The organism is Armatimonadota bacterium (genome assembly GCA_020354555.1).
Classification (GTDB): Bacteria; Armatimonadota; Hebobacteria.
This window is the reverse complement of record CP070648.1, coordinates 1,824,652-1,839,451: the sequence shown is the minus strand read 5'-3', so window position 1 is coordinate 1,839,451 and position 14,800 is coordinate 1,824,652. Positions and strand designations below refer to the sequence as shown.

Below are 14,800 nucleotides of genomic sequence, written 5' to 3'. Positions count from 1 at the left end.
TCACACCGCCTTGAGCGCCTTGTCGAGCTTGTCCACGCCGAGGACGAGCATGCCGTCTTTCATCCGCTTCGGGGCGCTGCCGTAGGAGTAGTTGATGTTGACTCCGGCCTTGGCCAGCTTCGCCGAGAGGCCCTCCATCGCGCCGGGCACGTTGGGCGGATACACGACGAGCACGGACTGGCGCATCGGCTTCATCCCGCTGCGGGTCAGGGCCCGTGCCGCCTTGGCGGTGTTGTCGGTCACCAGGCGCACCACCCCGGTGTCGGCGCTGTCCACAACCGAGATGGCGAGGATGTTGACCTTCGCCCGCTTCAGGGCGCCCGCCACCTTCGCGAGTTGCCCCGGCTTGTTTTCGAGGCACACGGATAGCTGTGTCGCACGTGGCATTGTCGTTTCCTCCTTGTCACCGATGTGTCGGGACTCTTCGACGGATCATGCCCGCGTTCCCTTGTGCTTCCGGCACGCCATTGTCACTTTACGCACTGTCCTCAGCGGCCGGCTCGCAGCCAGGTGGTCAGCCCCGCCAGGCGGAACGGCTCGACGTAATGCGCGATGCTGGCTTTGACGGCGTCCAGCACTTCGCGTTCCGGGTCGGGCGCGATCCCGAGGTGCCTGGCGTTGGCATAGAGGCGCTCGCGAGCTGACTGCACCTGCGGGTCGGTGAACGTATAATGCCCGCACACCAGGGCCACTTGCGCTCGGCGGGCGTCGTCGCGGCGCAGATCGTCTTCCGTCGTGCCTTTCTCCGCGGGACGCAGCCATTTGACCCAGCGACCGCTGGCGAGGACCTTCTCTTCGACGACCGGGCGAAGATCGGACGGGTGCATATCGCTCCGCGAGTTCTCCCCTATCGCGGCGGCCTCGCGGTCAGCCAGGTCGAACAAGGCCTGCGTTTCCGCCGCGCCGAACTCGGGCGCGACGTTGGCGGCGGTGATGCCCAGGCCTGGATGCTCGGCCAGAATGTCGTCGGAGAGGTAGTCCGCGTTGTGCTCCTTGAACCCGAGGCCGTTGTCACGGGCTATGGCGGCGAGTCGTCGGGCCGTGTCGCCGTCGAAGGTGCCGATGTTCTCGCGCATCTTGATAAGCGTGCCGGTCTGGCCGACGATGAAAGCCGGACGCGGGAGCCGCTGGGCGGCGAAGCGGCCGAGCAAATCGGTGATGAAGCTTGCGAAGGCGGCGTCAGCGGTCAGCCCGCCGCTGGTTTCCTCGGTGCCGATTTCGTACGACACCCGCGGCAAGCCGCGTTGCTCGCGGGCGCCCTCGATTGCCTGCACCAATGCCAGGCTGCGCTCGATGACGGTCGCGAGCCCGACGGTGCCCGACGGGTCGCGCGTGGGATCCACGTGGAGCAGGTGGAACCCCGCTTCGACATCGGCCGCGAACGACGCGATGCCGCTGGCCATCGCCTGATCCAGAGCTAGTTTGCCGCGCAGCTCCTCGTCCCGGTGCCACGGGCCGCCGTGGTCGCGACAGATGTAGAGGAGTCCGTCGAAGCCGATTTCGTCGGCGAGGGAGTAGATCGCTTCGGCGAACGTCTGCTGCGTCCAGTGTTCGGCATAGCCGCCGCCGAAAGCGGCCGAGTCCACCTGGTTGCGGCTGGCGATGAGCATGACCGGGCAGTCCGCCTCCTTGCCCACCTCCAGGGCGGCGCGGACGACGCGGGATGACATCGGCCCCACCCCGAGCAACGTCGGCGCCCAGCCGTCCTGCTCGTAACGGGCCAGCAAGCGGGCCACGATGTCCTCAGCTCTCAAGTCGTGCTGCGAGCGACTCATCAATTCCGTACGCCTCCTTGTCGCGCGGTGCGCGACAGATGTCGAATGCCTCGCGCATTCCGCACCAATGCCGGCTTTTCCTCCCCGCGCATGTACCGTGCCGAGCAATCCGCGCGAACTGAGGCCGAGACGCCGCGCCTCCTTGGGCGTGCACGGCGTGCTGTGATTCCAGTGAGGCGACTCGTCGTATCGTCGCGCGTCTTGCTGCGATAAGGCGTTTGCGGTACCGTATGTGTTGCGCAGCGTTCACTTCGGCGCGCACGACGATTGGCCGGAACTCGGACGGGTTCAGGCAGTGCACCGCAATCATCGGCACATGGGTCTGATGCGACAGCGCAAAGAGGAGCGGCGGCACACAATGAGGACGAGCGTCCCCTTCTACGCTTACGCCGTGCCACTCGTTGCGGCATGGGCGGTCTGCGTCACTATCCAGCCGGTCCGGTGCGGGCCGATCGCCGCGCCAGGTCCGCCTGACCTGGTCGTGGATGACTTCGAGGACGAACCGAAGTGTGAAGTCGCGACGGAAGGGGAAACGACGGTCCGCACGGATCTTCGTCCCGGCATCGCTCGCGGCGGGAACCAGAGCCTACTGGTGCGGATTCACGCGAGCGCACAGAACGCTCCGCGCCACGTGTGCCGGCTGGTCTGGAGGTTCGAGGGGCCGACCGATTGGTCGCAGTTCGCGGGGATCCAGTTCTGGATGCAGGCCCTGACCGGCGACGTGCGACCGTATCTCCTGCTGCACGAGGCAGGCGGCTCGAATTACAGGGCGCGCGTCCCTGTGGTGTCGCGGAACCAAGGTGAGTGGCAGCACGTCGGCCTCGAATTCGCGGATTTCGCGTGGAACTTCGAGAGCCAACAGGACGCGAACCAGGAACTCGATGTCGAGCGAATTTCGGCCATCAGCCTGTGGCTGCAGGTGGCGCCGGGCAGCGAGACGGCATTCGCCATTGACGAACTCGGGGCGTACCAGGCGCGTCCCCAGTACGCCGGGCCGAAGGTGTCGCTGCACTGCGCGCGACCCGCTTGTCTGTTTGAGCCCGGGCAGACCATGGAGGTCGTCGCACGCGCGGAGCGCCTGCCCGACGGGGAGGCGGCGGAACTCGCTATCATCGTGCGCGACTTCTGGGGCACGGAGATTCTGTCGCAGCACCACGATTTCACCGCGAACACGCAAGGCGAATGCGAGCGCGGGGCGGGCTTCTCCGGGACCGGCTACTTCGATGTCGAGGCGCTGCTGAAAGTCCGGGGGGAAGCGGTGTGGGAGGAGACGCTCGGGGTGGCCACCATTCCCCCTTTGCCCGCGGCCGAGGCCGAGCCGCCGGAGTCCGTGTTCGGCATCTGGGTAGGGAGCCTGGACATACCCCGCCGCTACGGCGTCCGATGGCACCGCACGTACTGCCAGCCCTGGGATTTCGAGCCCGACGCGGCGGGCGGCTACCGGTATGTTGCGAAGCCTGGCGAGCCGTTCGCATTTCACAGAATCGCGGGCATGGAGCCGATTCTGTACTTCCGCGGCATGCCGCTGTGGCTGACCTCACGGCCGGACCGCGTTGATTACCGGAAGTTCAAACCGAAGAGCTGGGACGAGTACGGGCGCTTCGTGGAGTACTACTGCTCCCTGGTCGCGGATGATGTTGACTTTTACGAGGTGTGGAACGAGCCGGTGCCCTACGCGTACTGGATGGGGACGATCGAAGATGTCGTCAAGCTGCACGAGGTGACGTACAGGGCGGTGCACGCCGCCGACCCGACGGCGACCGTGCTCGGGCCATGCCCGTATTCGTTCGTATGGGATTTCCTGGAGCGGTTCTTCGAACTCGGCGGGGGGCAATGGCTTGATGCCATCGTGCTTCATGCCTACACGTCTGAGGATCCCGATGCGGGCCAATTCCGCGAGAACCTGCGCCGCGTGAGAGACCTGGCGGCGAAATACGGCGTCCGCAAAGACCTCTACATCACAGAGATGGGATACAGCACGCCCGACGTCACCGAGCGCGAGCAGGCGGAGTACCTGGTGCGCGCTTACCTGCTGGCAATGGCCGAGGATGTCAGGGTCCTGATCTGGCACATGTTCTGGGACTACGTGGGCGATGCCGAGGCGGGTCCGGGTTTTGCCATCTTCCGCCACGAATGGTCGCCGCGCCCGGCCTTCGTCGCGCTGGCGACGCTGATCCGCCAAGTGGAGCAAGCCGAGTACGTCGACGACATCGCCGGATTACCCGACAAGGTCCGCGGCTTTCGGTTCCGCAGAGACGGAAAGGCGGTGTGCGTGTGCTGGTGCTGGGACGACAAGCCGAAACAGGCGCGCATTGAGTGGCGCGGCGCCGCGGCGGTGGTGTGCGATATCATGGGCGTGGAAACGACCGTCCCTGTAACCGACGGGCACGTGCAGCTCACGCTGACCGGCAGCCCCGTGTTCGTGAAAGAGCGATGAAGCCCGCGCGGCGCGGGCGGGCGAGATCGCGTTCAAGACCAACGCCCGCCGGGGTGGGTAAAGTGCGGTTGGAACTGGTTGCGGTCGGAGAGGTGGACGGCAACCTGCTCAGGCAGGTCGCTGTCGGCGCGGAATCGGTGCTCCACATGCCGGTGACGGTCGCCCGCGATGCGCTGCCGCTTCCCGCATTTGCCTACCATCATCGCAGGCGCCAGTTCCTCGCCACCGCGTTCATTGAAGAAGCCGTGAAGCGGCGGCCGCCGGATACGACCCACACCCTGGCAGTGACCGGCGCCGATCTCCACGCGCCCCGCCTCAACTTCGTCTTCGGCCAGGCCGACTTCTCGGACCGGACAGCCGTGATTTCCCTGGCGCGGCTGCGGGAGGAGTTCTGGGGGCGGCGTCCGGACGATGAACTGCTGCTGCAACGCGCCGTGAAGGAAGCCGTGCACGAGATCGGCCACACGCTCGGCCTGGGCCACTGTTCGGACGCGCTGTGCGTCATGCGTTTCTCGAATCAGCTCGCGGACACGGATCGCAAGAGCCGGGACTTCTGCGCCCGATGCGGGCGCGAACTCGACCTCAGCGCGGCACGGAGGTGACTCATGAAGACAACACGGATACTTGCCGTCGTCGTCCTCGGCGCAGGCCTCAGCATGGCACTGGCCGTCAGGTGCGGGGAGACCGCGCGCCCGCCGGAAGCAGGCGCAGGCGTCGAGACTGCCCTGCCACCGCCCAGGCCGACTGGGCCTATTGCGGTCGAGCAAGCCCTGGCGCGGCGGCGCTCGATACGTCAGTTTGCGGCGAGAGACCTGACGTTGGAGCACGTCGGGCAGCTCCTGTGGGCGGCGCAAGGCGTCACCGAGCCGTCGCGCGGGCTGCGCACCGCGCCATCGGCGGGCGCGTTGTACCCGCTGGAGGTCTATGCGGTGAAGCGCGATGGCGTGTTTCGCTATGTTGCGCAGGGCCACAAGCTGGTGCGACTCTCGAAGAGGGATGCGCGGGCGGCGCTCGCCAATGCCGCGCTGGGGCAATCGGCGGTCCGCGACGCGCCGCTGGACATCGTGATTGCGGCGATCTACGAGCGCACGCGGGCGAAGTACGGGGCGCGCGCGGAGCGCTACGTGCATATCGAGGTCGGTCACGTCGGCCAGAATATCCACCTGCAAGCGGTCGCGCTGGGCTTGGGTTCGGTATCCATCGGTGCGTTCGATGATGGTGCGGTGGCGAGAGTTCTCGGTCTGCCTGCTGCGGAGCAGCCGCTGTACATCATCCCGGTTGGCTCGCGCCGCAGCGGCAGCCAGTAACCTGACGCGATGAGAACGGAGCTGCGGGAAGGTCTGCTTCAAGAGCCGCTCGGCGGCGGCAAGGTCCGCTGCCGCGTGTGCCAGCGGCGGTGCGTCGTTGAGGACGGCGAAGTCGGCTATTGTCGCACCCGACGCAACGAAGGCGGACGGCTCTGCTCGCTGATCTACGGTCACGTCGCGAGCATGGCCGTGTCGCCGATCGAAAAGAAGCCGCTCTTCCACTACTACCCCGGCAGTCGCTGGCTGTCCCTTGGCAGTCTGGGCTGCAACTTCCGCTGCCCCGGCTGCCAGAACTGGGAGATCGCGCACGCGGACGCGCGAGAGGCGGCAAGGGCGACCGATTATCTCTCGCCGGAGGATGCAGTCGACCTCGCGAAGCGCGACCGGTGCCTCGGCATCTCGTGGACGTACAACGAGCCAACGCTGTGGCTGGAATACACCCTCGATTCCGCGAAGCTCGCGCGCGCGGACGGCTTGCTCACGAACTATGTGACCAATGGCTTCGCGACGACCGCAGCTCTGGATCTGCTCGGCCCATGGCTCGATTCCTACCGCGTGGATATCAAGGGATTCTCCGCGGAAACCTATCGCAAGATCGCCCACGTTGACGATCCGGAAGGTATCCGCGAAGTGGTTGCGCGGGCCAGGCATCACTGGAAGATGCACGTTGAGGTGGTGACGAATGTCATCCCGACCCACAACGATTCGCCGGAAGAGCTGCGCCGGCTTGCGGAATGGATCGCGCGCGAGTTAGGGCCGGACACGCCGTGGCACGTCACCCAGTTCGCGCCGCATCTCGAGCTATCGCATCTACCGGCGACGCCGGTCGAAACGCTTGAGCATGCCCGCAACATCGGGCTCGGGGCCGGCTTGCGGTACGTCTATCTCGGAAACGTGTGGGGGCATCCGGCCGAGAACACATACTGTTACGCCTGCGGAGCACTGCTCATCGAGCGCCACGGATTCTCGATCAGGCAGAACCGCCTCGAGGGGAACTGCTGTGGCAACTGCGGGGTGGAGATCCACGGTCGCTGGGCGGCGAGAGACAAGCCTGGCGTGCTCGAGTGATTCGGCGGCAGAGGCAGACGGCAGGATGTCCCGGTGGTCGGCGTCGAAGACTCGCAGCACTATGCCTTACCGCACAGTGAGCCCTGTTATCGCTATCGCTGTAATGGTCATCACAATGGCCGGTCGGGGGGTGCCGGCCTGGGGAGAAGAGGGAGAAATGCTGGCTAGGCCTACGCCCGAGCAGGCGGCGTGGCAGGACATGGAGTTGATCGCCTTCGCCCATTTTGGCATGAACACATTCACGAATCGCGAGTGGGGCGAGGGAACCGAGAAACCGCAACTGTTCAACCCGACAGAGTTCGACGCGCGGCAGTGGGTGGAGGCGCTCAAAGCGGCCGGCATGAAGCTGCTCATCCTGACGGCCAAGCATCACGACGGCTTCTGCCTGTGGCCGAGCAAGCACACCGAGCATTCCGTGAAGAACAGCCCCTGGCGTGGCGGGAAAGGCGACGTGGTGCGCGAGGTCGCGGAGGCATGCCGCGCAGGCGGGATGAAGTTCGGGGTCTATGTCTCGCCTTGGGATCGCCACGAGCGAACCTACGGCTCGCAGGCGTACAACGAGCACTTCCTCGATCAGCTCCGCGAGTTGCTGACGAACTACGGGCCGATTACCGAGGTGTGGTTCGACGGCGCGTGCGGCGAGGGGCCGAATGGCAAGCGGCAAGAGTACGACTGGCCCGCGTACTACGAACTGGTGCGGGAATTGCAGCCCAAGGCACTGATTGCGATTTGCGGCCCGGATATCCGGTGGGTCGGCAACGAGTCAGGCGTTGCGCGGGAGGATGAGACGAGCGTCCAGCCGGCGCCCGGCGGCGAGGGCGTCCGCTGGCATCCGGCGGAATGTGACGTCTCCATCCGGCCGGGTTGGTTCTATCATCCCGCGGAAGATGATAAGGTGAAGACGCTTGACCACCTCATGGACATCTACTACCAGTCCGTCGGCCGCAATTCGGTTCTCCTGCTCAATGTCCCGCCCGACCGCAGGGGTCTGGTCCACGACAACGATGCGCGGCGGCTGGCGGAGTTCGGTGCGGAGATCAGACGGCGTTTTGGGAGAAGCCTGGCAGAGACGCGCGGTCGCGGGGACGTCGTCGAGCTTTCCCTGAACGCGCGTGCGGTGATTGACCACGTCGTCGTCATGGAGGACATTCGGCGCGGCGAGCGGGTTCGCGGATATGTGATCGAGGGCTGCGTGGGCGGCAGGTGGCGCAAGCTGTGCTCGGGCAAGATCATCGGGCACAAGCGGGTTCACCGCTTCGAGCCGGTGAAAGTGTCGGCAATCCGCCTGCGCTGCGTGGACTCCGCCGCCGAGCCGATCATCCGCAAGCTGGCGGTGTATGACGTCGGCGGGATGGCATAGGGCAGAGCACGAGCTCACTCTACCAGCGCTCAGTCGTCAGCGAGGGGATGATTGAGCGCCGATTAGCTCGGCTCCGGCTTGGCCAGCATAGAGAGGCGCGTCACCCTGGCGGGCGCGTCCACCCACGCCCAACTTGAGTCGCCGCTGAGGAATGCGTTGACGGCGTGCGCCTTCCCGTTCAGAGTGACCTTCACTCGACGCGTCTCAGGAGGGTACGGCCCGAGTCGCACGCGCGCTCCGGCCAGCGGGGCGTCGGATCTGATCTCGATCACATCGCCTCCAGTTGTCCGCGCGAAGCGAAAGCCAACCTCGCGGCGCACGACGTTGTCCCCGTCCAACGTCATCACCGGGTAGCCGTCGGCGCGCACCTCCGTCCACCCCTGTGGCACGCGGGGGATGAACAGCGTGCATGCCGGATCCGTATCGTCTGTGCCGAGGATAATCCGCGCGCACTTGATCGCCTCCCCCTCCTGCACGGCATTGCCCAAGTCGCCGGTGCGATGCCACCAACGGCCGCGCGAGTCGGTTTCACATCCCTCGGGGACAATGTAGGGCTTGTAGCGGGGGTAGTAGGTGAAGCGAGCCAACCAGTCCACACACCGGGACGCGTCCGCCATTTCGTCGAGCAGCAACGCCGCCTGGGTGATGAAGCACTGCCCGTATCCCATCGCGACGCCGGAGGCGTGGTCGGGGCGGCAGCGCGTGAGTTGCCGCCGGAATGTGCGACGGCTGCGCGCCAGCCATTCCGAGGGCATGCGGGATGTGTCCAGCCCGTGGTAGTCCGGCCAGATCAGGACCGGGGCGAGCACGCTGTGCCCGAACGGCCACACCGCGGCCTTGCTCGGATCCCAGATGTCGCCGAACTCCTGCTCTTGCGTCGGGTAGTATCGGCTGATGCCGCGCTGCAGGCGGCGCGCGTAGTCGCGCCAGCGAAGCGCCTCCTGCTCCTCTCCCGCCGCCTCGGCCATTGCCGCATAGGCGGTCAACCCAAGCCAGCACGGCAGGTCACAATAGATACTCGCCTGCATGCCGCCGCCTTCGCTGTCGCTGAAGAGAACGTCGTCATGAGCGCGGGAGATATCCGGATGATCCAGCAGCCAGCAGACGTATTCCGCGGCCTCCCGAATGGCCGCCCATTTGGCTAGCACGTAGTCGGGACGGCGGCCCGCGTGGAGCCAGGTGCGATACTGAAAGAGCATAATCAGGCCGTGGCCGTCGTTCTCCAGGTTGCCGAACCCCGCCGGCGTGCCCGTCGTCTGCGTCCACTCCGGGTGGTTGATGATGCGCACCCAATGGCCGGGCACGGGCCGGTCATTGACGTGGATGCGCGGGAATTGCTGCGGGAACCACTGCAGCCATTCATCGCACCAGCGGGCGCACGCCTGGGCGTCATCCTCGTAACCCAACTCCGTCAACTCCTGGAGCACTCGGCCGAGGTCGCGCGACCAGGCGTGATCGTAATAGGCGCCGTGACGCGGGTTCCAGGCGCCGACGCCCTGGTAGCCGCCCCAGCTCGGCGCGTCCTTGGTGGAGGTGTGGAAGGTGCCGTCGGCGTCCACCTTGTCGTCCATGTCCTGGGTGGAGTGGTAGTAGATATTCGTCAGCAGGTCGGCAATCGGCGTCCCTGCGAAGCGCACGCGCGGGCCGCGAAAGTCGCGCGGGATGTCCGGGGACACGCGTGCCGGGATGTCATTGGCACTGCTGTAGAGGAGATGACGCAGCGCCGTGACGCTGCGGTAGGTCGCGGAGGTCGCAGGCGCGTCGGCCGCCACGATGTGCTCGGCAAGCCAGCGCCGCTCGCGATCGGACGGCGCCGCCGCGCCGATGGGCGGGCCCAGGAGATCGCTCGCCTCATCCGTGTCCACGGTCACCGCGGTGATGGCGGGCGCGCCTCGCTTTGCCGGGTTATCCACAAATCGCAGCCCGGCGATGGTCTTGTCTCGCGGTCGGATCGCGCAGAGATATGCGTGGCCGGCGCCGGCGTCGGTTGGATAGATATCGAGCGAGCGCTCGAGGACGGCTCGCGCTTTCCCGTCGGATGCGAAGGGCGCGGTGGCATTGCTTCCGGCATAGTCGGCGTACCACCACGCGGTGTGCCCCAGGCGCAGCGGAATCGCGTCGTGGGTGCCGTCGGCGTATTCAATTATCACATGGCCGATGCGGTCGCCGATGAAGAGTCGGTCAGAGTAGTCCGTCGGAGTGCCCCACACCGGGCTCCCGTGATCCCACGTGTTGGTCATGCCGAGAAGGAAAACGCGCCGCGCTGGAAAGCCGCACCTCACGGTCACCTCGCCGCCCGCGGGCACGATGGATTCGGTAGCCGATAGCCCCAGGAACGGCACACCGCAGGCAGTGACGTAGCACTGGTCGCGAGCCGAACCGACGTTCCAGCCTGCCGGCAGTCCGCCTGCCTCGAAGGTCGCGCGCAGCGCGGGCCCGGCGTCAAGGTTGTTGACGCCCAGCCAGGCGTAGCCGTCAGCGCTCAGCCCGTCCCACACCTCGAACACCACGCGCCTGCCGGCGAGATCCCGCACGTTCCATTCAACGGGCGTCATGGCATCGCGGCCGGGCGCAGCGGTCTGACGCAGCAGCTTGCCCGTGTGAGCATCTCGCAGGGCAGCGAAGTTCGCACCCAAGCCGCCGTGCTCGCTGTCATGCCCGCACAGATCAAAGCGAATGACGTCCGTCTCGATCACGAACTCGGGCGAGCGCACGACGCCGGTTCCGCGCTCGCCACCGCCGAGAGAAGAGAGATACGGCGGCACCTGCTGCCTGCCGCCATCGCGCTCGAGGATGGCCCAGGTGCCGGCGGGGGCGATTCTCAGTGGGCGAAGCGTCGAGGCGGGGTAATCCACCTGGTACACGTCGGACACGCCCAGCCATGCGAATGCGTCGCCGCGGTCGCCATCCATCGCCTCAAAGATCACCCGCTCGCCGACGAGATCGGCGACGGGCCAGGCCATGAGCGTGAACGCGTCGCTGCACGGCGGCGCGGCGGCGCGCAACAGCTCGCCGTCCGCAGCCCGGCGCAGGTAATAGCCGTTCACGCCCTTGCCGCCGTACCGCCCGTCCCAACCGTTCGCCAGGAAGTGCAGAATGTTGCCGGTGACGGTGAACGGCTCACTGCGCAGCACGCCGACCGCTTGCTCGCCGCCCGCGAGCGATTCGGCGTGATACTCCGCGACCGCGCCTGCGCGCTGTCGCTGCGCGATACCCCACGCCGCGCCTTCGGTCTGCCAACCGTCAAGCGCGCCCCGGCTCAAGTCGCCGACGTCCGCGCGGCCGCCGGTGCGGCGCGACGCCGCGTCGGCGGGAGCGGGACGCAGCGTGTTGGCGCTGAGAATGAGCAAGGCCGTCAGTGCGGCGACGACTTGGAGTGGGCGCATGGTAATCCTCGGCCTGATGGGAATGCCTGACCGTACGGTTGCCGGTACAAGGCAGCCACAGGGCGATTCGTCTCGCGGCACCGCTCTCCCTCCCGCGGACTGAGAACTCGCCACGAAATCCGCGAGCGAACAGGAACGACCGTTCGCGGGGCAGGGCCTGATGAGGGCTCGGCGAAGTTAGCGTTCGCCGGCGGGGACCCACATACGACGCCGGCGGGATCTTGAACCGCCCCGCCACCGTGACCGACCTGATGACGGGGGAGAGAATGTCTGAAGAAGCATCGGCTGTCAGGGAGGACTTCAGGCCGTGGGAGGTCAGGATCTTCTTCCTGCGCTGATCCGGCGGGGTGACGGCAAGGGCGAGTGGCGCTTCGCGGCATGTCTGGGATTCAATGACGCCCATCTCACGAACTGACGCTGCGGCTGACGTGCAGCAGGCGACCGCAGACGGCGGCGCGCGCCGCAACGCATCGAGCGCCGTGACCTGGCGTGCGATCGTCGTCGGTCTCGTGCTCGTCCCCCTGAACACCTGGTGGCTGGCGGAGATCGAGTGGGTCCGCTATTCGGACAACGCGACGACGTCGGCCTTGTTCTTCCACGCCGTCGCCCTGCTGCTGCTGCTGCTCGCGTTCAATTCCGTCGTGGCTCGCGTCGCGCCGCGCTGGGTATTCTCGCGGGTGGAGTTACTCGTCATTTACATCATGGTCACTTCCGCCAGCGTGCTCGGCGGACACGATCAACTGCAAATCCTGGTCAGCACGCTGGCGGCGGTCATCGGCCGCGCGACGCCGGAGAACCAGTGGGCGACGCTCGTGCATCCCTACCTGCCGCGTCACCTCGTGGTGATGGACCCGGCGGTCATCAAGCCGCTGTTCCAGGGGAAGTCGTCGCTGTACGCTTCGGGCCACTGGCGGGCGTGGCTCGCGCCGCTGGGTTGGTGGTCGTTGTTCGCGATGACGCTGGTGTGGGTCATGTTCTGCATGGCGAGCCTGCTGCGGCGGCAATGGGATGCGGAGCGCCTGAACTACCCGATAGCCGAGGTGCCGCTGCAAGTCACCTCCGAGAGTTTCTTCCGGCAGCGGCTGTTGTGGGTGGGCTTCGCGCTGGCCGCGATACCGCAACTCGTGAACCTCGTGCACGTGCTCGCGCCGGAGGTGCCGCAGATTCCCGTCGGCGGGAGGTACTTCGCTCCTTCCTATCCGTGGAACAGCCATTACCTGCTTACGATTCCCGTGTACCTGTTTCCGTTCGTTTACGGCCTGGCGTTTCTGCTGCCCCAGCAGCTCATGTTCTCGTGGCTCTTCTTTCTGCTCATCACGCGCCTCGGCATCATGACCGGAATCTACTTCGGCGTCCGCGACTGGCAGCGCTTTCCCTATGTCATGGAGCAAGGCACGGGATCAACGCTCGGGGTGGTGCTGGTCATCCTGTGGGCGGCGCGCGGGCATCTGCGCGCGGTGTGGCGCAGCGTGTGGGGACGCGCGCAGCTCGATGATGCCGAGGAGGCGGTGTCTTACCGCACCGCTATCATCGGCTTGCTTGTGGGAGCGGCCGCGCTGTTGGGGTTCGCCATCTCGGCCGGCATGCGTCCGCACACGGCGTTCTTCTACCTCGCGGCGTTCTTCGTCATCGTGCTCGTGACAGCGCGACTGCGCGCCGAACTCGGGCTGCCGACGTTTGAGCTGTTCCTGGCGGGCCCGGACCAGGTGCTGCGCCGCGTCGGCGGCGTGCAGGCCTGGAGCCGCTACGAGTTGACCACAATGGGCCTGTTCATGTGGCTGTCCCGCACCCACCGACAGTTCCCCATCCTGACCCAGGTGGACGCGCTGCGCATGGGCCGCCGCAGCCGCATGTCTCTGCGCGGACTGACTCCCGCCATCCTGCTCGCGAGCGGCGTCGGCATCATCGCGGCCTTCTGGGCGATGCTGCACGTCACGTACCAGGTCGGGTTCGATTCGGCGCGGTTCAACGGGCCGGCGATGTGGGCCTTCGGCAGAGAGCCCATGGCGCAATTGATGCAGGACATCCAAGCGCCGGGGAAGCGGGACTTCGGCAGCATCGGCGCGTATCTCTTCGGCGCGATCTTCACCGTCTTCCTGGGTGCAATGCGCACGCGCTTTCTGTGGTGGCCGCTGCACCCGATCGGGTATCTGGCAGCGGCGAGCTACGGCGCGTACCGCATGTGGCTGCCGGTGTTCGTGACGTGGGTGATCAAAGGCTTCTTATTGCGCTACGGCGGGCTGCGCGCGTACCGCCGGGCGCTGCCGTTTTTCCTTGGGCTGATCCTTGGCGAATTCAGCGCGGGCTTTCTAAGGACTGTCATTGATCTGGCGTTTGACCTCTACTTGCCGACGTCATCGGGCATCGGAGGGCTGTGACGGAGGCGTGCCCGCAGCGCGCACGCGGAGTATCGGGCAGGGAGGGCCTGCCTGCGTCTGGCGGGAATCCGAGTTATTGTCATTGCAGACGCGGAAGCGAGGACAAGCCGGGATGTCGAAACCAATGAGTCGGCCGGCTTGCTGCCGGTTGCGGCGGCGGTGGGAAGGGCGCGCGATACGACGAGCGGCGCTCGCCGCGCTTGCGTTCGCGAGCTGGAGCCTTGTTGGAGCCGGCCCGGCGCGCGATCCGGCGGCTGAGACAGAAAGGGCGGCCATGTCGTCCGGACAGAATCCGACCGCGCGTTCGGCAAACGAGAGCGCGAAATCGCCGCACCCCAGGCTGGCTCAGCGCTTGTTCCTCGGTCAGGAGGAAACCTTCGCCCTGGTGCGCGCGGGAGAGGGCAACGCAGACCTGGAACTCGGCATCAAGCCTGGGCGGGCGGACGTCCTGTGGGATGCGCGTACGAGGTCGGCGTGGGATCTCCAGCGCGCCGTGATAGACGTGGCCGGGGACGGCGACCTGCGCGAAGTGGAATGGGGGCCGAACGACCGTTGGGTCGCATCGCTCACCGGCGACTCCGGCGCGCAGCGACTGACCTGGACCAACACATGGGGCGACGAGGGGCGGCTTCGGTTGTACTCCTACGCGCAGGGCCTTAAACAACCGCAGCTCGTGTGGGAATCCGCTGCGGAGCGCGGCACCTATTCGCCCTATGCGCTGGTCGGCGATTTCGATGAGGACGGCAAACCCGAGGTCGCCGTGTCACGCATGGGAGGGGTGTCGGTTTTCGACGGCGTTACCGGCGTGCGCGAGACGGCGCTGTACTATCGCGCAGGCCACCACCGCCACTACGGCTTCTTTGGCGCGTATCCCGACGCCTCGGGCGGCGGCACGCTGTTCGTCGTCGTCGGCGACTTCTCCGGCCACGTGGATGTGCTGTCTTACCGCGGCGGCGAGTTGCGCCTGCTATGGATGACACTGTTCGATCCTCAGTCCGAGCAGGGCATTGACCGGCGCTTCACGATCAACCGCGTGCTGCCGGACCCGATAGCCGACGTCAACGGCGATGGCGCCCGCGCGATCCTGTT

Annotated in this window: 10 protein-coding genes; 7 read left to right on the top strand and 3 right to left on the bottom strand. The window is 66.5% G+C overall.

The features are described 5' to 3' along the window. A complete protein-coding gene (locus tag JSV65_07525; GenBank protein UCH36193.1) occupies positions 1-387 on the bottom strand; it encodes an ACT domain-containing protein in 387 nt (128 codons plus the stop codon). 101 nt (positions 388-488) lie between these two features. Beyond that, entirely contained in the window at positions 489-1,778 is a 1,290-nt protein-coding gene (locus JSV65_07520) for a class II D-tagatose-bisphosphate aldolase, non-catalytic subunit (protein ID UCH36192.1), read from the bottom strand. Between the two features lie 355 nt (positions 1,779-2,133). On the opposite strand from JSV65_07520, the gene JSV65_07515 reads away from it, so the two are divergent. The 5 genes from JSV65_07515 (at position 2,134) to JSV65_07495 (ending at position 7,947) form a co-directional block, all read left to right on the top strand. Then, complete coding sequence (locus JSV65_07515) at positions 2,134-4,212, top strand: CIA30 family protein (protein UCH36191.1); 2,079 nt, start codon at positions 2,134-2,136, stop codon at positions 4,210-4,212. 62 nt (positions 4,213-4,274) lie between these two features. Next, positions 4,275-4,814, top strand: a complete 540-nt coding sequence (locus JSV65_07510; GenBank protein UCH36190.1) for an archaemetzincin family Zn-dependent metalloprotease — start codon at positions 4,275-4,277, stop codon at positions 4,812-4,814. 54 nt (positions 4,815-4,868) lie between these two features. Continuing rightward, positions 4,869-5,519, top strand: a complete 651-nt coding sequence (locus tag JSV65_07505) for a SagB/ThcOx family dehydrogenase (GenBank protein UCH36721.1) — start codon at positions 4,869-4,871, stop codon at positions 5,517-5,519. A gap of 9 nt (positions 5,520-5,528) precedes the next feature. Then, positions 5,529-6,587, top strand: coding sequence for an AmmeMemoRadiSam system radical SAM enzyme (amrS, locus tag JSV65_07500; protein UCH36189.1), 1,059 nt, complete (start codon positions 5,529-5,531; stop codon positions 6,585-6,587). A gap of 157 nt (positions 6,588-6,744) precedes the next feature. Continuing rightward, on the top strand, positions 6,745-7,947 hold the full coding sequence (locus JSV65_07495; GenBank protein UCH36188.1) for an alpha-L-fucosidase: 1,203 nt from the start codon (positions 6,745-6,747) through the stop codon (positions 7,945-7,947). 62 nt (positions 7,948-8,009) lie between these two features. Here the strand turns inward: JSV65_07495 and JSV65_07490 are convergent, their stop codons facing one another. Beyond that, positions 8,010-11,333, bottom strand: a complete 3,324-nt coding sequence (locus JSV65_07490; GenBank protein UCH36187.1) for a hypothetical protein — start codon at positions 11,331-11,333, stop codon at positions 8,010-8,012. A gap of 392 nt (positions 11,334-11,725) precedes the next feature. On the opposite strand from JSV65_07490, the gene JSV65_07485 reads away from it, so the two are divergent. Together JSV65_07485 and JSV65_07480 are read left to right on the top strand one after the other, a co-directional pair. After that, positions 11,726-13,711, top strand: coding sequence for a hypothetical protein (locus tag JSV65_07485; protein ID UCH36186.1), 1,986 nt, complete (start codon positions 11,726-11,728; stop codon positions 13,709-13,711). 274 nt (positions 13,712-13,985) lie between these two features. Next, positions 13,986-14,800: hypothetical protein (locus tag JSV65_07480; GenBank protein ID UCH36185.1), on the top strand; the 815-nt coding region annotated here is incomplete at its 3' end.

Coding starts and splice junctions, on each gene's coding strand:
- JSV65_07515 (UCH36191.1), top strand. CDS start 2,134: ATGAGGACGAGCGTCCCCTTCTACGCTTACGCCGTGCCACTCGTTGCG.
- amrS (UCH36189.1), top strand. CDS start 5,529: ATGAGAACGGAGCTGCGGGAAGGTCTGCTTCAAGAGCCGCTCGGCGGC.
- JSV65_07495 (UCH36188.1), top strand. CDS start 6,745: ATGCTGGCTAGGCCTACGCCCGAGCAGGCGGCGTGGCAGGACATGGAG.
- JSV65_07485 (UCH36186.1), top strand. CDS start 11,726: ATGACGCCCATCTCACGAACTGACGCTGCGGCTGACGTGCAGCAGGCG.
- JSV65_07505 (UCH36721.1), top strand. CDS start 4,869: ATGGCACTGGCCGTCAGGTGCGGGGAGACCGCGCGCCCGCCGGAAGCA.
- JSV65_07490 (UCH36187.1), bottom strand. CDS start 11,333: ATGCGCCCACTCCAAGTCGTCGCCGCACTGACGGCCTTGCTCATTCTC.
- JSV65_07525 (UCH36193.1), bottom strand. CDS start 387: ATGCCACGTGCGACACAGCTATCCGTGTGCCTCGAAAACAAGCCGGGG.